18 protein-coding genes and 1 riboswitch are annotated in these 19,397 nt (G+C 34.3%); of the genes, 8 read left to right on the forward strand and 10 right to left on the reverse strand.

Going from position 1 to position 19,397, the window contains the following annotated elements; translation table 11 throughout:
* Nucleotides 1-291 precede the first annotated feature (291 nt).
* Both GYM76_RS00225 and moaA read left to right on the forward strand, forming a co-directional pair.
* Complete coding sequence (locus GYM76_RS00225) at nt 292-1,299, forward strand: hypothetical protein (RefSeq protein WP_220225507.1); 1,008 nt, start codon at nt 292-294, stop codon at nt 1,297-1,299.
* Between the two features lie 22 nt (nt 1,300-1,321).
* A riboswitch (molybdenum cofactor riboswitch) is annotated at nt 1,322-1,441 on the forward strand.
* Nucleotides 1,434-2,408 (forward strand): GTP 3',8-cyclase MoaA, encoded by a 975-nt coding sequence (gene moaA, locus GYM76_RS00230; protein ID WP_220225508.1) that lies wholly within the window; start codon nt 1,434-1,436, stop codon nt 2,406-2,408. Its footprint overlaps the riboswitch before it by 8 nt.
* On the opposite strand, the gene gluQRS is transcribed toward moaA, so the two are convergent.
* The 3 genes from gluQRS to folK form a co-directional block, all read right to left on the reverse strand.
* Nucleotides 2,388-3,269 carry a tRNA glutamyl-Q(34) synthetase GluQRS gene (gluQRS, locus tag GYM76_RS00235; RefSeq protein WP_220225509.1) on the reverse strand — a complete coding sequence of 294 codons (882 nt, stop codon included), beginning with the start codon at nt 3,267-3,269 and terminating at the stop codon, nt 2,388-2,390. The two genes, moaA and gluQRS, sit on opposite strands and share 21 nt — an antisense overlap.
* Nucleotides 3,270-3,304: 35 nt before the next feature.
* Entirely contained in the window at nt 3,305-3,760 is a 456-nt protein-coding gene (gene dksA, locus GYM76_RS00240; RefSeq protein WP_065561769.1) for an RNA polymerase-binding protein DksA, read from the reverse strand.
* A gap of 135 nt (nt 3,761-3,895) precedes the next feature.
* On the reverse strand, nt 3,896-4,381 hold the full coding sequence (gene folK / locus GYM76_RS00245; protein WP_220225510.1) for a 2-amino-4-hydroxy-6-hydroxymethyldihydropteridine diphosphokinase: 486 nt from the start codon (nt 4,379-4,381) through the stop codon (nt 3,896-3,898).
* A gap of 186 nt (nt 4,382-4,567) precedes the next feature.
* Here folK and GYM76_RS00250 point away from each other — a divergent pair, with 186 nt between their 5' ends.
* Nucleotides 4,568-5,926: an MmgE/PrpD family protein gene (locus GYM76_RS00250; protein WP_220225511.1), complete on the forward strand. Its 1,359-nt coding sequence runs from the start codon at nt 4,568-4,570 to the stop codon at nt 5,924-5,926.
* A gap of 39 nt (nt 5,927-5,965) precedes the next feature.
* Here GYM76_RS00250 and GYM76_RS00255 read toward each other — a convergent pair whose 3' ends face one another.
* From GYM76_RS00255 to syd, 7 genes are all read right to left on the reverse strand, one after another.
* Nucleotides 5,966-6,718: an amino acid ABC transporter ATP-binding protein gene (locus GYM76_RS00255; protein WP_065735247.1), complete on the reverse strand. Its 753-nt coding sequence runs from the start codon at nt 6,716-6,718 to the stop codon at nt 5,966-5,968.
* Nucleotides 6,719-6,728: 10 nt separating this feature from the next.
* Nucleotides 6,729-7,400 carry an amino acid ABC transporter permease gene (locus GYM76_RS00260; RefSeq protein ID WP_065735246.1) on the reverse strand — a complete coding sequence of 224 codons (672 nt, stop codon included), beginning with the start codon at nt 7,398-7,400 and terminating at the stop codon, nt 6,729-6,731.
* A complete protein-coding gene (locus GYM76_RS00265; protein WP_220225512.1) occupies nt 7,397-8,173 on the reverse strand; it encodes an amino acid ABC transporter substrate-binding protein in 777 nt (258 codons plus the stop codon). The genes GYM76_RS00260 and GYM76_RS00265 overlap by 4 nt, the downstream gene beginning before the upstream one ends.
* Nucleotides 8,173-8,694: a GNAT family N-acetyltransferase gene (locus GYM76_RS00270; RefSeq protein ID WP_065735245.1), complete on the reverse strand. Its 522-nt coding sequence runs from the start codon at nt 8,692-8,694 to the stop codon at nt 8,173-8,175. Before GYM76_RS00270 ends, GYM76_RS00265 begins: the two co-directional genes overlap by 1 nt.
* The gene (gene purB / locus GYM76_RS00275; protein WP_220225513.1) at nt 8,691-10,052 is read right to left on the reverse strand and encodes an adenylosuccinate lyase; all 1,362 of its coding nucleotides are present in this window, start codon (nt 10,050-10,052) and stop codon (nt 8,691-8,693) included. The genes GYM76_RS00270 and purB overlap by 4 nt, the downstream gene beginning before the upstream one ends.
* A gap of 373 nt (nt 10,053-10,425) precedes the next feature.
* Nucleotides 10,426-11,601: an amino acid aminotransferase gene (locus GYM76_RS00280; RefSeq protein ID WP_220225514.1), complete on the reverse strand. Its 1,176-nt coding sequence runs from the start codon at nt 11,599-11,601 to the stop codon at nt 10,426-10,428.
* Between the two features lie 128 nt (nt 11,602-11,729).
* Complete coding sequence (syd, locus tag GYM76_RS00285) at nt 11,730-12,281, reverse strand: SecY-interacting protein (protein WP_220225515.1); 552 nt, start codon at nt 12,279-12,281, stop codon at nt 11,730-11,732.
* Between the two features lie 700 nt (nt 12,282-12,981).
* On the opposite strand from syd, the gene rne reads away from it, so the two are divergent.
* The 5 genes from rne (at nt 12,982) to GYM76_RS00310 (ending at nt 19,283) form a co-directional block, all read left to right on the forward strand.
* Nucleotides 12,982-15,618 (forward strand): ribonuclease E, encoded by a 2,637-nt coding sequence (gene rne, locus GYM76_RS00290; RefSeq protein WP_220226185.1) that lies wholly within the window; start codon nt 12,982-12,984, stop codon nt 15,616-15,618.
* Between the two features lie 62 nt (nt 15,619-15,680).
* Entirely contained in the window at nt 15,681-16,610 is a 930-nt protein-coding gene (locus GYM76_RS00295) for an ABC transporter permease subunit (RefSeq protein ID WP_220225516.1), read from the forward strand.
* On the forward strand, nt 16,603-17,463 hold the full coding sequence (locus GYM76_RS00300) for an ABC transporter permease subunit (protein WP_065735240.1): 861 nt from the start codon (nt 16,603-16,605) through the stop codon (nt 17,461-17,463). Before GYM76_RS00295 ends, GYM76_RS00300 begins: the two co-directional genes overlap by 8 nt.
* 2 nt (nt 17,464-17,465) lie before the next feature.
* Nucleotides 17,466-18,455: a putrescine export ABC transporter ATP-binding protein SapD gene (gene sapD, locus GYM76_RS00305; RefSeq protein WP_220225517.1), complete on the forward strand. Its 990-nt coding sequence runs from the start codon at nt 17,466-17,468 to the stop codon at nt 18,453-18,455.
* Between the two features lie 15 nt (nt 18,456-18,470).
* Nucleotides 18,471-19,283, forward strand: coding sequence for an ATP-binding cassette domain-containing protein (locus GYM76_RS00310; RefSeq protein ID WP_065561782.1), 813 nt, complete (start codon nt 18,471-18,473; stop codon nt 19,281-19,283).
* Nucleotides 19,284-19,397: the final 114 nt, after the last annotated feature.

Consider the following 19,397-nt stretch of genomic DNA (forward strand, 5'->3'; position numbering starts at 1 on the left):
AATTAGGTGAATAAAAAATTATCTCTAGAGACAGAATAATAATTACTCTATAATAAAAAATGTTAAATAGACTGGATTTTATTGTTAGTGAGTTATCAATGAGAAAGGATTTTTATTTACTTATTAAAAATTATATCTTGCAGGTACGAGTGACATATTTAATGATCCGCAGACGCCGAATTTAAACTGTTAGCACAATATAAAGGCGAATTATTGTAAAACACCAGCATTGCCTAACTGACTACCAACTATTGATTAGATAGCATCAATGAGCAATAGAGAAGGAATTTTATGAAATCTTGCACGACAACCTCGATTGAACATTATCAAATTATCACTGGTTATATCACCGATTTAGCAGTCTATCCGTCACGAGAGACTTTTATTCAAGCCCGTAAATTAGCTGGGTGTGCTGATATTGATTTAAACTCAATCGGTTATCTCGCTGTGGTGTATAAAATCAATCAAATGATTGCTGCACAGGATTCATCCGGCAAGAACGATACGCCAAATATTGAACAATATTACCGATTTAAATTAGGCGATAATCTAATTGAAGGGGTTTGTAGTCGTGTCGCTTTTGCTGACGGTGATTATGTTGAGGTAGTGGTTGACCCAATTGACGGTGGCAGCTATTTTGCCTATGCGCTACGTCGACCTGCTGATCATATAATATGGATGCATCCTTATGTTATAGAGGGTACAGAAGCGAGCGTTGAAAATCCTAAAACTCGCAAATCACTGATTGTAAAGGCCTTGGAGATGATCGGCATTTCAAGTTGTATTTGGGGCTTGATACAGCTCTATTTGCAAATCTCATTGGTGCCGACATTGTATCTCTTTATTTTTGGGATAATATTGTTGCCCCCTTTAAATATATTTTGTCGCAAAAAAAAACAAGTCAACACAGGTTCACCGATCGCAGACAGGATTTATACCACTTTAGGCTATCATAATCCTAAGCAGTTTAATATAGAAAAAGAGCAAGCATTATTCTTAAAGAAATTAGAGCAGTTAAGTGCAAATTATATAGCAAATTATAAAGGTCCATTAACCGATGGTGAGGAAATAATAAAAGAATTTCTTGATCAATATAAAGATCAACAATCGCCTAGCGATACTGAAAGCGACAAATTAATTAAGCATTACATAAAAATTGAACAAAATGGTATGCAGTGGGTCTATCTTTATCGCTGTGCGCCGACTATACCCAATTACATCACCGTTATTCATACTGAAAGGAATAATGATGAAATTGAATCATCTAATCAATCATCGAATAGTGATAATTGTCCGTAGTCAATAAATAGTGTCTATGCTAGACTTAAACAAACTCTGAAGCTTTTTCACCTAAGTGAGTTTCATATGGTGGACTAGCCGCGGTATAGCGCAGAAATGGCTATGCTTCCCGATTTGGATAAGGTGTTTGTGATATGCAATTAATGGATAATTTTCAGCGTCGATTTCAATATCTACGCTTGTCGATTACCGAGCAGTGTAATTTTCAGTGCCAATACTGTTTACCTAATGGTTATCGACCTAATAAAGATCATCGCTTTTTATCGTTAAATGAAATTGACAATGTTGTGTCAACGTTTACTGAACTTGGTGTACATAAAATTCGGCTAACGGGCGGTGAACCGACTTTGCGTCGAGACTTTATTGATATTTTGTCAATAATTTCTGCTTATCCCAGCATCAAACAACTTGCTATCACAACCAATGGTTCACGGTTATTAAAAAATGTGCATTATTGGCAACAAGCAGGACTTAATGCTATTAATATTAGTATTGACAGTTTTTCTCCTTACATTTTTAAACAAATAACAGGCCAAGATAAATTACGTGAGCTGATTCAAGGCGTTGAAAAATCATTAGAAGTAGGTATTAGGAAAGTTAAAATTAATACCGTTTTGATGAAAAATATGAACGACCATCTGGCTGATTATTTAACTTGGATTAAAGATCGTTCAGTTGAGTTACGTTTTATAGAATTGATGGAAACAACAGAAAGCCGTGAATTATTTAATCGTTATCATTTAGCTGGTCATGTGATGGAATCACAACTTATTGAACAAGGTTGGCAATTACAGTCAAAAGAGGCGTTCTCTGGACCTGCTAAAGTTTACGCGCATAGTGATTATCGAGGTAAGATTGGTCTGATTATGCCGTATTCAAAGGATTTTTGTAAAAGTTGCAATCGATTACGTGTCTCGTCGATCGGTAAATTACATTATTGCTTGTTTGGTGATGCAGCGGTTGATTTACGGGATTTACTACAAAGCTCTGAGCAAAAAGCGCAACTTAAAGCTAGAATTTTATCTTCACTATTAATAAAACCTGAAAAACATTTATTACATACCCACCATTTAGGTATCACACCTAATTTATCTTATATTGGTGGTTAACATACAGTCTTGTTTGGGAATATGATTAATGTCCCAGTGTGATATCGCCCAATCTAATAACGCTTTCTGTGTGGCATCTTGCCAATTTTCGGGTATTTGTTGACCTAAAAATTGTAATGCTTGCACCGTTAATAATTTGGTTTTTTTTATATCAATTGGAGAGGCATGATTTTGCTTCGAGAGTTTATGACCATGACTATCTAAAGCTAATGGTAAGTGGCAGTAATTTGGGATTGTAAAATTAAATAATTGATAAAGTGAAATCTGTTTAGCGGTCACAGGTAATAGATCTGCACCACGAACAATTTCGGTTATTCCTTGATAATTATCATCTAATACAACAACTAGATTATAAGCAAATAATCCATCTTTTCGATGAATAATAAAATCTTCTAGTGCATTGATATGATCAATGCTTTGTTGACCTCGAATTTTATCATTAAAAGAGAAAATCGGATGATTCTGCTTTAAACGAATAGCAACGTTATTTAATGTTAAATGTCGCTCACGACAAAATCCATCATAAATATTGTTTTTAAGGCTATGGATCCGTTGTCTGGTACAATCACAATAGTAAGCTTTTTGCTCAGAAATTAATGATGCTAACACTGATCGATAACGTTCACTACAGTTAGACTGATATAAAACTTGATCATCCCAATAGAGATTAAAAGCTTCTAATGTTTTTAATATTAAAGATGATGCGCCTTTGACTTCCCTTGGAGGATCAATATCTTCAATACGAACAAGCCATTTACCATTGCTGGCCTTGGCTTGTAAGTAGCTACCGAGAGCTGTCACCAACGAACCAAAATGTAATGGTCCAGAAGGTGACGGAGCAAAACGACCAATATATTGCATGGGCGTATAGGATAGAAAGAATAGTTAAATGAGAATCACATACCCATTTGTTTTTCACGAAGTTCAGCTAATGTTTTACAATCGATACATAAATCAGCGGTAGGTCTTGCTTCTAAACGACGGATACCAATTTCAACACCACATGATTCACAATAGCCAAAATCATCGGTTTCAATTTTCTTTAATGTTTTTTCAATTTTTTTGATAAGTTTGCGTTCTCTATCACGCGCTCTTAGTTCTAAACTGAACTCTTCTTCTTGAGTTGCACGGTCAGCTGGATCTGGGAAATTAGCAGCCTCATCTTGCATATGAGAGACAGTTTTACCCATTTCACCTTGTAATTGTGAAAGCCATGCTTCTAAGATTAGTTTAAAATGTTTCAATTGCTTAGGATTCATGTACTCCTCACCTTTCGCCTCTTTATAAGGCTCAAGTCCAGCAATTGATAGCAGACTAAGAGAAGATGTATTTACTTTTTGTTCCTTTTTCACAGCAATCCCCTTAAATACACATTATTTTCAAGCGCTAAACTATAGCAATAAATTAGCCTTTGGCAAATTTTTTTTACTATTTTTTTTGTGCTAAAAGTGCAGAATATTACAACTATATGTTATTAATAAGATTAATTATTCATCCCATTTTTTTAAATTATTCAAAGGACATTTTTTAATTAAATCAAACAGCTTATCGTTATCAGGTAAGATGAGTTCTGGTGAAATATCAAATAAAGGATAGAGTACAAATTCTCTATTTTTCATATGATAATGAGGAATTGTTAGTCTATCGTTGTCTATTATTAAGTCATCGTATAATAATATATCTAAGTCTAATGTCCTTGCTCCCCATCGATTATTTTTGCGTACCCGACCTTGTGATTTTTCTATTGCTTGTAGTTCATCTAATAAAGCTATAGGTTTAAGTGAGGTGGTTAACTTTATAACTGCATTGAGGTAATCATTTTGATCTTGTGGACCGAGCGGTTTACTGCGATAAAATGGTGAAATGTCAGTAACTACGGTATTGGGTAATTGTTTTAGGGCTGCAATAGCTTGATTAGCTTGAGCTAATGGATCGTTAAGATTACTGCCTAAGGCAATATAACATATTGACATAATTGGATGTATTTTTTCGTGATGTTTAAGCGTGGAGATATTTTAGCACATATAAAGTGTTATCAAGCTAGATTGCTAAATAATGATTATTTCTAGTTATTAAGATATAACGATATAATCTTTTAAACGCATATTTAGCATCCACTATTTGCTCAATATTTATTGAGATTTGTATGAGAGTTTATAATGCATCTAGGTCAACAATTGAGTTTGTTAATAAAAAATACGCCAATTATTGAGCAACAATCAGTCCTTGAATGTGCAATTAATGGTGTTATTGATTATTTTGCGAGTAGCTTACAGGCATCTAATGAAACTAATGTTCAGCAATTACTGGCCTGGATAAATGATGAAGGTGGCAACAATCGAGCTTGGCTAATTGGTCAAAAAAAGTTAGCAACCAGCCGGCAAGCAGCATTATTTAATGGTTTTCAAGCACATTGTTTAGATTATGATGATGTACATATTGATGTACGTGGTCATCCATCAGCGGTTATCTTATCAGCCTTATTTTCTAGTATCCGCTTAGATGATTCATTAACGCGTTTAGATGGTCGTCGTTTTTTAACTGCCTATGTAATAGGTATTGAAGTTATGGCCTTATTGGGACGATGTGTCAATCCTGAACATTATGAAAAAGGTTGGCATACAACAATCACTTTAGGTGGTATTGCCGCAACAGCTGCTATTTGTTATTTATATGATGAACCATTTCTTGCTCAAGCATTAACTTTAGCTGCGACGCAAGCGTCAGGTCTGCGATTAGTGATGGGGACACCAATAAAATTTTTGCATGCGGGATTGGCTGCACAACATGCTATACAATCGGTTGAATGGTTAAGAGCTGGGATTTCAGCAGATAAGGATTTTCTTGATGATAACCTCGGTTTTTTATCAATATATGGACAAGGCAATGATAATTTAGATTTAACTATCTGGGCTAAGCCATGGAAGATTGTTGAACCAGGGTTATGGTTTAAGACTTATTCATATTGTTCTGCCGCTTCATATATTGCTGATGCGGGTAAGTTAATTTATAAGCATCCTAAGTTTAATGTAGATAATATTGATTATATCACTCTTTTCTTTGCACCAATTAATAGTGATGCAGCACTGATCTATAAAAAGCCATTATTAGCTGAGCAAGGACGTTTTTCAGCAGAATATATTTTGGCATTGATTTTACTTGGTATACCTATCGATTTTGAACAATTTGCTTCAAAGCCAATAGCTGACAATATCCTACAATTAATCCAAAAAATGCAGCGTAGTTATGATATACAATTAACCCCTCATCCTGATGCATATAATAAGCGCTATGTCGTTATTGAAATAGTATTAAATGATGGACAAAAAATTAGCCAACGAGTGGATATTCCTAAAGGATCACCTAAAAATCCTTATAGCCAACAAGAATTGGCCGCTAAGTTATTTGGAGCATTGCAAAATGAAATTAAAGCACAACAATTATTGTCTGATATCTATGCTCTAGCCAATGGTATGGATATTAAACAATTACTCATATCGCATTGGAAAATGCTTTGATATCTACTATAAACAGTTAATTATTTTATAAATATAAGCTTAAATTTCAAAATCAATATCATCATTGAGTTGCCGTAAAAAGCGTTGAGTTAACTCGTGTTGTGGGTTATCAATTAATGATTTTGCTGGCCCTTCCTCAACAATAATACCATTAGCCATAAAGATGATGCGGTCGGCCACATACTTTGCAAACTCCATTTCATGGGTTACGATTAGCATAGTTATCTTTTCTTTGGCTAGTTTCAGCATCACTTGTAAAACTTCATGAACTCTCTCGGGATCTAACGCAGAAGTTGGTTCATCAAATAATAATACTTTTGGTCTTACAGCTAATGCCCTAGCAATTGCAACACGTTGTTGTTGCCCTCCCGATAATGTTACAGGATATTGATCAGCATAAGCTAACATTCCAACTCGCTCTAACAATGATATTCCGTACTGTTGTGCCTCACTTTTCTTCATTTTCTGTGCAACAATTAATGGATAAGTAATGTTTTCTAAAGCTGTTTTATTTCTAAATAAATTGTAGTGTTGAAAAACCATTGCTGATTGTTTGCGTAAATTGGTCTCTTGCTTATGGTTGTAATGTTCACTATTGAGTATTACTTTATCAATACGAATCGTTCCTGTATTGGGTTTTTCAAGTAAATTAAGACAACGCAATAAGGTTGATTTTCCCGATCCGGATGGTCCAATAATGGCAACGACTTCACCTTCTTTGATATTAAGATTTATTTCTTTTAAAACTTCATTATTTCCAAATCGTTTTGATAAATGAGATACACTAATCATCATGCTCTCCTTAACGATGATATGGTTTAGTTAGTTTACGTTCTAACTGCTTTTGTAACCATGAATAGGCGACAACAGTTAGCCAGTAAACAATACCGACGGCTAAGTAAGTTTCAAAATAGAGAAAAGAATTAGCAGTTAACATTTTTCCTGCTGCTAATAATTCTTGTACCCCGACAAAAAATGCTACAGAAGAGTCTTTGAGTAGTGAAATAAACATATTCCCCGCATTCGGTAAAGCATTAATCATCGCTTGAGGTAATATAATTCCTCGATAAACCTGAATTGTACTTAATCCTGAGGTTAATCCTGCTTCTTTTTGTCCAAGATCAACCGAAGTTAAGCCAGCACGAAATATCTCGGCTAAATAAGCTGAATATTTTAAACTAAAACAGATAATAGCCGCCGTGGTTGCGCCTACCTGTTTCATAATTGGAAATATTTGTGGTAGGCCATAGTAAATAATAAACAGTAAAACGACAGATGGAATTCCACGAAATAAAGAAATAAACAGCGCCAAAAAAGAATCAATTACAATAATTTTATTGTTTCTAATCAAAGCAATAGCAAGCCCTAATATAGTGGCAAACACAAATGATATAATGGCAATAAAAAGTGTAACTGGCAGATAAGGTAATATCTGCGGGAATACACTAAAGAAATAGTTTATATTAAAATTCATGAGGTAATATCTTCACCAAAATATTTAATTGAAAGTTTTTTTAATGTTCCATTAACACGTAATTTTTCGATGGCTTGGTTAAATTTTTCTCGTAAAGCTTTACCTTTTTCATCCTTACTAAATGGGAAGGCAACTTGTTCAATAGTAATTGGTTCGCCCACTAATTTGAATGGTAGATTTTTTCGTTTAATTTCTGCCAATAAAATTGGTTTTGAATTGACATAACCATCGACTCTTTGAAATTCTGTATCATGCATTGCACCATCTCGAGTTTCATAGGTTTTGATCGTAATTTCGTTATTAGGAAATGCTTTTTTAAGATTATTAATATGGTTTGAACCAAGTACCCCTGCAATAGTTTTACCATTAAAATCAGTTAACTGATTAATATTGTTATTATCTTTGTGTGTAACAATTTGACTACCATAAAAACTATACGGCTGAGAAAAATCATATTTAGCTTGACGAGTTGGTGTAACTGCCACCGCATTTGCTACCGTATCTAAACGACCTGAGTCAAATTGGCCCATTAATCCACCAAATTCAGCAATTACCCATTCAACTTTAAAACCTAACTCATTGGCAATTGCTTCTGTGACTTCGACATCAAATCCAACTAACTTTCCATCTTGTTTATAACCATTCGGGTAACTTTGACCGGTTGAGCCTACTTTTATAATGTTTTGTTCCGCCGCCTGATTGTTTGATTGATTATCACAACCACTCATGGTAATTAATAAAATAGCAGAAAACCATGTTATTATTTTTTTCATTATTGATGACTCCTCTTTTTCCATTCGGAATAGTTTTTGTGATTTAATATTTTTTCAAAATAAAGGGTAGTGTGATCACTGGTTAAATTTACTTGCCCTATTTGTTGATATCCTTTTTTGCGATATATATTGGCTAGCCATGGATGATTGGCTGCTGTACCTAAAGTTACGGCGGGAAGCTTAAGTTGGTTAATTAAAACTTCTTTTTCAACCCAATCCCATAAAGCATTACCATAGCCTTGTCCTTTATAAATTGGATCTGTTGCAAACCAGCCTAAATGTGGTAATCCATAAGGTCCTGGGTTATTTCCCCATGGAAAACGTATGCTTAAGGTTGATATTAATTTATTGTCCTTTTCTATTATATAAACTGCATTCGAATCAATATGATGAATTATTTCTTCAGGTTCGACAGTAGCTGCTGCAAAATGAATGCCTAACTGTGACGTAGCTTGATATGCTCGGTGCAATAATTGTTGATATGCTGGAATATCGGAACAGCTGATTAAGCGAAAATTCATAATAATACTCCGCTTTGTTCCGCATATTTGATTACTTGGTCGACTTTTTGTGGTGCAGACCCCAGATAATTAATTGGATTTAACCAATTATCAAGTTCAGACTCGGTAAATTGTTCACTTAAACGTGGATCATCCAATAGGAGGGATTTAAATGGTCGGTTTTGTTCAAATGCTTGCATAGCATTTTCATAAATTAAATGGTGAGCAGTTTGTTTTCCTAATCGCTTGCCAATTTCGAACATTATTTTTTCTGATAACAGTAAGCCATTTTGTTTTTTTAAATTAGCTAACATTTGATCAGCATTGACTTTTAATCCTTTTAAAACAGCTAAAGCGGTTTGAAGTTGTGCTGAAATATAAAGATTAATTTCTGGCAGGGCAATCCATTCTGCCCGCCAGCTCATGGCATCACGTTCATGTTCAACTTTCATTGATTCATGAATAAGTGCCACACTTTTTAATAAAGGCGCGGTAAGACTCGCTAAACCTTCTAAGGCGGCTGGATTACGCTTATGAGGCATGGTAGTCGAACCAATTTTACCATCAGAAAATGGCTCTTCCACTTCATTAATTTCCGTTCGCATAAGGTTGTAAAATTCGTTACCAATTTTGCCAAGCGAACCGCTAATAAGAGCAATAACTGATGCGTATTCAGAAAAACGATCTCGTGCAGATTGCCAACCAATATTGGGTGTATTTAGTCCAAGTGAAGTTAATGCACGATTTTCCACTTGTGGACCTAATTCACCTATTGATGCATAAGTGCAAATAGCTCCGCTAATATTACCGACTAAAACTCTTTGTTTTATTTCAGATAAACGCTGTAAATGACGAACAAACTCGTCTAACCAAACCGCTAATTTAAAACCAAATGTTGTCGGTAATGCTTGCATACCATGGGTGCGACCTACCATGGGTAAATATTGATATTGTTTAGCCAACCGTTTTAATTGATGCGCAATTAATTTGGTATCCCGTTCAATTATATCAAATGACTGTTGTATCTGGAGAACAGTTGCGGTATCGACAATATCTTGGGTGGTTGCTCCATAATGAATGTATTGACCAGCATCACCTACTTGTTTTTGTAATGCGTTGATTGTTGACATCAGTGAATGTTTCGCTTTGGCTGCTTCTTGAGCAAGTTGTTCAAGTGATAATTTTGATGCATCAGCTTTGGCAATAATTGCATCAGCAACGTCAGCAGGAATTACACCTAATTCACCTTGAGCTTTTGCTAAAGCTACTTCTACTTTTACTTGCTTTTCTAAGCGATTTTGTTCAGACCATATTTGGCGCATTTCGCTAGTGCCAAAATTATTGCCTAAAATTAAAAAATCTAAAATATGTGATGCCACAAACCGTCCTCAATGAAAATTCAATAAATTGATAGCAATTATTATTAATTATTGATTTAACGTCTAATAGCTAGTTTTCCTAAATATATAACTAAAAGGAATAATGGAATGAATGACACGACTCTTTATCGAGTTTAAAAAGAGTGTTATTTAGCAAAAAATTTTGAGGAGGGACTTTTTTAGATTGATAATATAAATTATTTAATAATATTCAAATAGTTGATTGGGATATCAATTCTGGGCAAAACATAATTTAGATTGAGCGTATAAAAAAATTCTTATTGTTAATATATCGAATACATTGGTGATTAAAATTTAAATTAATTGCTAATGTATTCGACTATTAGTAGAAATATTTTATTAAACTTGAGGTTTATAATACTTCGACAATTGATTCACAAAGTCTAGACATATTATCGATAGTCATTCCCGCAACATTGATACGACCTGAATTGACCATATAGATGCCATACTCATCACGCAATTTTATTACCTGTTCTTCACTTAATCCACTAAATGAAAACATCCCATTTTGTTTAGCAATAAAGCTGAAGTCTTTGTTAGCACTTTTATCTTGTAGTGTTTTTACAAATAACTGGCGCATACGATGAATGCGTTGGCGCATGCTGGTTAATTCATCAAGCCATTCTTCTTTTAGTTCATCATTATTTAAAATATAAGAGACAATTTTAGCTCCATGTGCGGGTGGATTAGAGTAATTGGCTCTAATAATAGTTTTTACTTGACTAAATGCTCGATCGGCAATTTCGCTATCAGCAGCAATTAAAGTAAATGCCCCAACACGTTCATTATAAAGTCCAAAGTTTTTTGAGTAAGAACTAGCAATTAGGAGTTCTGGTTGGTTATTGGCAAATAGTCTAAGTCCATATACATCTTCTTCTATTCCTTGTCCAAATCCTTGATAAGCTAAGTCGAATAGTGGTAACCAACCGTTTTTTAACGCTAATTCCGAAATAGCTTGCCATTGTTCAGGCGTTGGATCGATACCAGTTGGATTGTGGCAGCAGCCATGAAATAGCACCGCATCACCAGCGACAACTTGACTTAAATCAGTCATTAAACCATCAAAATCTAGGTCTCGCGTTAATGGATTATAGTAACGGTATTCACGAACTTCTAAGCCTGCTGTTTGAAATACGCTACGATGATTAGGCCAAGATGGATTACTTATCCATACTCGTTTTACTTTGGTACGTCGAGATAAAAAATCAGCCATAATTCGTAATGCACCAGTGCCTCCAGGTGCTTGCGCTGTTCTAGCTCGTTGATTTTCAGTACCAAATAGTAGAATTTGGGTAGCATTATTAAATGAGTTAAGACCATCAATTGGTAAATAACTTTTTGTGATTTCATCATTTAAAATCAGATGCTCAGCTTTTTTTACACTTTCTAAAATAGGTGTTTTGGTCGTCTCGTCTTTATAAACACCAACACTTAAATTGATTTTGTTAGTGCGTTCATCCTTGTTATAAAGATCCGCTAAACCTAAAATGGGATCTGCAGGCGCTGCTAATAAATATTCAAACATAATATACCTATTTCTTTTTTTGAGCTTCAATGCATTATATACACATTGTTTGGCAAGTTACAATTTCGTTAACAATCAGGCTTCGAAGCAATAATTTTACCACTATGAGTGTTTTCAAATACAAATTGTTAACTTTCAATTTCAAGTTTTTCAAGAAATGATTTTAAATCAGGTGCTAATGTGATTAATTGTCCTGTTATTAAATCTTCTTTAACAATTTCAGCAGTTAAATTATTTATTGCAATAATTTCAGTGTCCTTATTAGTTGAGCCAATAAAAAGAGTCGGATGGCGTTTTAATTTTTTTTGCTGTGATAAATGCGCAATTAAATTCTGCTCTAAATTAGAGAAGTCGTCATCACTCCATGGTTGAAGTAAAATTACATCAATATCGGCAAACTTTGCAGCCATATTAGCCGCATATTGTGTCCCATAATAAATATGAGCGCTTTGATGTATTTTTATATTAATTACTTGTTCAACGATGGTTAAATTTCTTGGTGGAATAAGTAAATAAGGCTGCCAATAAACAGTAAGATTTTCGGTTTTTATAATACAAGGAGAAGGTAATGAATGTAACTCTTCACTTTGGGGTACACCATCAAATTGAGCAATCCAACGATGGGTAAAATCAGTTAAGGCAATTTTTTCAGGTAATTCCATAGATAAATATTCGTTCATTTTGTAAGCAAATCTAAATTATATTATACGGATAAAATTGGGATATGCACCTGTGTTAATGTTAGGTTTGTAAATTACTAAAATAGGTCATAAATCCATCAGTAATGATGTAGAAAATTTAGACAAAATCAAATTTAGAAAACTAGCGACTAATGCTGCATTTTATTATACTTTTAACCTATTTTATTGAGCGCTCAAAATTAATACTTAATTGTTTATAAAATAATCACTTTAATTTACTTGCTATCCTCTGCTGAAACGTGAATAATAGACAAGGATAATTTATCCTTGTAATGCAGCAATGGCGTTAGACATTACAGTTTGTCAAAATAAAATAGCGTAAGTAGAATTATTATAATTAATTAATATGTTTATTTTAAACAATCATATAAAGATTTAGTGGTTTGTTAAATTGTAGAAATTTGCAAACTCATCATTGAAATAATATCAATAATTGTATGTTTAGTGGTGTTCAAAAAGTATATAAGTGTTTTGAATGTAATATTACCTCTAAAAATGTATTGATGTTGTATATACGGATTTCACATAAAATAATAACAAAAATAACATAAATAAAATAATGAAATACTGTATACAAAATATTAAGTTAAGTACTATTGTTTATCATTGTTAAAATAAGCATTTATTAATAATAAGATTCTACCTACAGTTAATTTAGATTAATGAAGAGTGTAGAATAATGAAAAGAATGCTAATCAATGCAACCCAGCAAGAAGAGCTGCGAGTTGCCCTTGTTGATGGCCAACGCTTGTATGATTTAGATATCGAAAGCCTTGGTCACGAACAAAAAAAAGCCAATATTTATAAAGGCAAAATCACTAAAATCAATCCTAGTTTAGAAGCCGCTTTTGTTTCATATGGTGGTGAGCGAGATGGTTTTTTACCATTAAAAGAGATCGCAGAAAGCTATTTCCCTTCAAATATTTCTGGCCGGCGTAGTATTAAACATCTGCAAGAAGGCCAAGAAGTCCTTATCCAAATTGAAAAAGAGATTCGTGGTAAAAAAGGTGCTGCTTTAACGACTTATATTAGTTTAGCCGGTAGCTATTTAGTATTAATGCCAAATGACCCAAGAGCAGGTGGGGTTTCGCGCCGTATTGAGGGAGAAGAGCGTGCAGATCTAAAAAGAGTTATCGATGCGCTAGAAAAACCAAAGGGCATGGGTGTAATAGCTAGAACAGCGGGTGTGGGTAAAAGCCAAGAAGAGTTACAACAGGATTTAAATGCGTTAGTTAATTATTGGACAGCGATTCAAAATGAGTCAAAAAATCATCCAGCACCAAGCTTAATTCATAAAGAAAGTGACATTATTACTCGAGCATTTCGTGATTATTTACGTGATGATGTGGGTGATATTCTTATTGATAATCCTAAAGTACTTGAAATTGCAAAAAAACGATTAGCTGATTTAGGTCGTGTTGAGTATGTTAGTCGTCTTAAACTTTATGAAGGTGATGTACCATTATTTAATCATTTTCAAATCGAAGGTCAGATTGAATCGGCATTCCAACGGGAAGTTCGCTTACCATCTGGTGGTTCGATTGTTATTGATGCAACTGAAGCATTAACTGCGATCGATATTAACTCAGCTAAATCTATTCGTGGTAGCGATATTGAAGAGACTGCATTTAATACTAATCTTGAAGCGGCAGAAGAGATTGCTCGCCAATTGCGGTTACGTGATTTAGGTGGCTTGATTGTCATCGACTTTATTGATATGACGCCAATTCGTAATCAACGTGAAGTGGAAAATCGCTTAAAAGAAGCGATGAAAACCGATCGAGCAAGAATCCAAACCACTCGTATTTCCCGTTTTGGTTTGCTTGAAATGTCTCGTCAACGTTTAAGCCCATCTCTACGTGAAGCAACTCATCATATATGTCCTCGTTGTCAAGGAACAGGTACAGTTCGTGATAATAATTCATTATCACTTTCAATTCTTCGCTTAATTCAAGAAGAGGCGATGAAAGATAATACGGTTCAAATTGATGTGATTGTGCCAGTGCCAATTGCTAGTTATTTGCTTAACGAAAAGCGTCGTGCGATTAATAATATCGAAAGAATGCATCCGGATGTTAAAATCGTCATTGCTGGCGATGAAGAAATGGAAACACCACTTTATAAAGTGATTCGTAAACGTAGTGGTGAAGAGACAGATGTATTAAGCTACAATTTACCTAAACTAATCCGTGAGCTTGAAGAGGAAGAAGAAGATCAAGTCGCTGAATTAGTGGTAGAGCAAGCTGTATTATCAGGTCCTAAAGTAGAAGCGAGTAAAGCATCTAAAGCGAAAAGTGAACCGAAAAAAGTTGAAAAATCTAGTGGCTTATTTGGTGGTTTATTTAAGAAAATTCGTCAGTTATTTGTTTCAGAAAAGGTAGAACCTAAACCAGAAGTTAAGCCTCAATCAAATAAAAAACGAGATAATCAACGCTCAAATAATCGACGTCAGCGTAATAATCGTAACAATTCAGCTGCAAATAATAATGTTGCAACTGATGAAGTTAAAGAGACTACACGCTCTAATCGTCGTACAAAACAAAATAATAATTCATCTAATGCTGCGAATAATATAAAAGCTGATAAAGTCGTTAATGAGGCGGCACAACCACCTAAGCAAAAAGAAGCGAAACCAAGACGTCAACAGCGTGCATTAACGAAGAGTGTTCGTGTTAAAAATAGTGATGTACCTGCTCAAGCTGAAAAAGTGTGTATCCCTACTTTATTATTGCCGATTATTGTTCCTGAAACAGGCGATAATGCTGTAACTAACGATTCACAACCGAAGCGTCAACGAAGAACATCTCGTCATTTGCGTATGAATACACCACGGACTAAACGACGCGGTAAAAATAGCGAATTAAAACAGTCTGCAATGCCATTGCAATTTGCTGCTGCGTCATTAGAGCTTGCATTAGGCCGTGTATCGGTTGATTATAGTCAAGTTAGCCATGATGAATCGCTTAATGCTGTTCCAGTGATCCCTTCACTTTTATTACCAATCGTAATTAAAGATGATGTAGACATCGCTAAAAACGTAGTTGCTAGTGAATCTCAATCAAATATCACAACTCAAGCAAATATTGAGAAATCACCTACAACTCAGGTAACAACAGAATCTACAGCAGATCCTGCAGCGGGTTATTCATCATCAATAATGACTAAGGCTCCAGCTCCGGACTATGTGGAATCTGATAGTGGAATAAAAACACGAGAAGAGTTGGATTATCGTTATGACGGTAAAGGTAATGCTGGTGGATTAAGTGCTCAAGATCATGCTTATGCCGCAGCAAGTAAACCGGTCATACCTGAATAGCAGATAACTAAAACAACAGTGATGGATATCACTGTTGTTTTTGCTCATAATAAAGATAAACAATGATTATCTATATTTTAAAAAAAATTGTGACGTTTTCATTTATTATCTGCGTACTTGCTCAGATCAGCTTCTGTCTGGTCTATTTCGATCCTCAATCTATTTTTAGTGATTTAACTTTTGTTGATGCCTATAATGCTTTTTTTAAACAATTACTACAAGGTCAATTTAGGTTAGCATCAGGTGAAACTTTACCGTTTTTAGATACCTTATTAACAACGTTTGAACTTTGTATTTTAGCATTGCTTGTAGCTTTACTTATTGGATTACCTTTGGGTATTTTTCTAGGTTTAAGTAATATAAATTGGTTGAATACTACCATTCGTTTAGGCTGTTTAATCTTTTATTCTTGCCCGATTGTTATGCTCGCAACAATTGTAATGTTTTATCTTTCCTCGACAATGCCGATTTCAATGAACTTTGATATCGCACCATCAGTAACCGGTAGTTCTTTGCTAGATATTTTAATTTCATCAAGGCCAGATAAATTCACTGCATTGTTAGATCAGCTTCACTATTTACTTTTGCCAACAATTATTTTAGCTATTCAACCAAGTATTATGACCATTCAACTAGTTAGTGAAAATGTCAAAAATACTTCAAGACAAAATTATATTAAAATGGCAATTATCCGGGAACGTTCACCGTTTAAAGTGTTACGTCGACATTTATTACCAAATTCAATTCCGGCAACAATTCCACAATTGACATATAACACCACGACTTTATTATTTTTAACTATGGTTATTGAAATTTTATTCAATCGAGTTGGTTTAGGCCAATGGGTGATGATGGCTTATCGTAACCATAATTATTTTATTATTGCGATAGCAATTCTTGCGTGTGGAACAGTAATTAGTTTATTGACTTTATTAGGTGAGATAACAGCTATCGCTATTTATCCATTACGTCATAAGGAACATTATGTCTAGGATAATTTTGTTAGGTAAGCGAATAAATTCATGTTTCCAAAGACTTCATAGCAATTTATACCTGATCATAAGTTTTTATGGGGTTTTAGCAATTGCTTTTATTGCATTATCAACCAAATGGCTTTTCCATGCTCACTTGAACCCTATCTATGCAACTTCATTGCCTCCTGCTTGGTGGCCTAATGGAGATATTAATCACATATTAGGAACAACTGATCAAGGGCAAGATATTTTTGATTACTTATTAATTGGTTATCGGTCAACCATTTCAATGACTTTAAAAGCGGTTTTTTATGTCATCATAATCGGTGGAGTGATTAACTATTTAATGTTTTTTGTTTCATTTATTAGGCCTTTTATTTTATTTATTTTTAGATTTTTTATGGTCGTTCCGCCATTACTTGGTGTAATTGTTATTAGCTTGTTATTGGAAGATGATATTACCAATATTTTAATTGTGATTGGTTTATCCTATTCACCGCGCTTCATTTATAATATCCATCAACGTGTTATTAAGGAATGGAATAAAACCTATATTACTGCGTATCGACTCGATGGATTATCCTCATTTTCTATCTTAAATCATTATATTATCCCTAATATTTTACCCGTTTATTTGGCTGAAATTGTTTCATTATTTGGTTCAGTTATTTTAGCGATAACAACAATTACCTTTTTGGGTTTTGCTAATGATTTTTCTCGGCCAGATTTAGGCATGATGATGTTTAAGATGAAAGATATGATGGATGTTAATTTGCTTGCTTTTTTAGCTCCGGGTATTGCTGTGTCTACTACAATTACTTTGGTTTATTTATTCAATTTTGGATTATTTGGCCAGCGAGTAGGACATTAATTATGGCATTATTAGACATTCGTAATTTAACTATTGAGTTTATTACTGCTGATGGCCTTTTACGCGCAATTGATCGCGTGAATTTGAAGCTGTCTGAAGGCGAAATTCGAGGTCTAGTTGGCGAGTCTGGTTCTGGTAAAAGCCTTATTGCTAAAGCTATATTAGGTGTGACAAATCATAATTGGAAAATATCTGCTGATCGTTTTCATTTTAATGATATCGATTTACTTAAATTGACACCAAAACAACGTCGAAAAGTCATCAGTGACCATATTTCGATGATTTTCCAAGAACCGCAGTCCTGCTTGGATCCCTCAATGAAAATAGGGCAACAGTTAATCGAGGCTATCCCACGAAGAACCTTTAAAGGACATTGGTGGCAGCGTCTATTTTGGCGTAAACATCGAGCTGTTGAATTATTACATCGTGTTGGAATTAAAGATCATAAAGAAATCCTTAAATCATATCCTTTTGAATTAACGGAAGGTGAATGTCAAAAAGTGATGATTGCAATTGCATTAGCAAACCAACCTAAATTACTTATTGCAGATGAACCAACTAATGCTATGGAAGCAACAACTGAAGCGCAAATCTTCAGGTTATTAGCGAGTATGAATCAGAATATGGGGACGACTATTTTACTTATTAGTCATGATTTACAAATGGTTACTCGCTGGACAGATCGTATCAATGTCCTTTATTGTGGACAAACCGTTGAGGTTGCGGATAGTGAAGATTTAATAAAATCGCCTTATCATCCTTATACTCAGGCATTGATTTATGCCATACCTGATTTTGGTAAAGCCATGCCACATAAAAGTCCATTGAACACGTTACCAGGGGTTATCCCATCATTGGAGCATTTACCTATTGGTTGTCGATTAGGGCCACGTTGTCCTTATGCTCAAAAAAAATGTATCCAAGCACCTGAACTTACTCTGATAAAGGATCATTCTGTGGCTTGCCATTTTCCATTAAATACTGATGAGTAAATATAGGAATAGTTAATGAACCCAATATTAAAAGTCCGAAATTTATCAAAACGATTTAAAATTCCTAAAGGGCTCTTTGGTCATTTACAAATTGATGCAGTTAAACCATTGTCGTTCTCGCTCAACGAAGGTAAAACACTCGCCATTATAGGACAAAATGGTTCAGGAAAATCGACACTAGCCAAAATGCTGGTGGGTATGATAAAACCAGATAGTGGGGATATTTGGATTGACGGTAATAAAGTTGAATATGGTGATTTTGTCCATCGGTCACAACTTATTAGAATGATATTTCAACATGTTGAAAGCTCTTTTGACCCAAGACTTCGTATTGGTCAATTACTTGAAATTCCACTTAAACGCAATAGCAATTATAGCGCTCTTGAACGAGAAAAATTGATTAGTGATGTTTTAAAACAAGTAGGCTTACTGCCTGAACATGCTTCTTATTATCCATCAGTGATGGCAGCGGGGCAAAAACAACGCGTCGCATTGGCTAGGGCCTTAATTCTGAAACCCAAAGTTATTATTCTCGATGAAGCTTTAGCTGCGTTAGATATTTCAATGCGTTCACAGATTGTTAATTTGATGTTGTCTTTACAAGAAGAACAGAATATTTCTTATGTCTATGTAACACAAGATATTGGTATGATGAAACATATCAGTGACCAAATTTTAGTTATGCATAATGGTGATTTAGTTGAATATGGTAATACTGCTGAAGTCTTAGCTTCGCCATTAAGCGAAATCACACAAAAACTGATTAATAGCTATTTTGGTGAGGCTTTAACCGCAGATACTTGGCGGACCGATACTCGAATCATTTAAATTTTATTTTTACTATTTATATTACTATCATCACACTTATTTGTTAATTCATATAATCTGCTATTGTTCTGATTTTGTTTAAAATATTATATCTATTTTTTCTAACAAAACGCT

Source organism: Gilliamella sp. ESL0443 (assembly GCF_019469165.1).
GTDB classification, from domain to species: domain Bacteria; phylum Pseudomonadota; class Gammaproteobacteria; order Enterobacterales; family Orbaceae; genus Gilliamella; species Gilliamella apicola_E.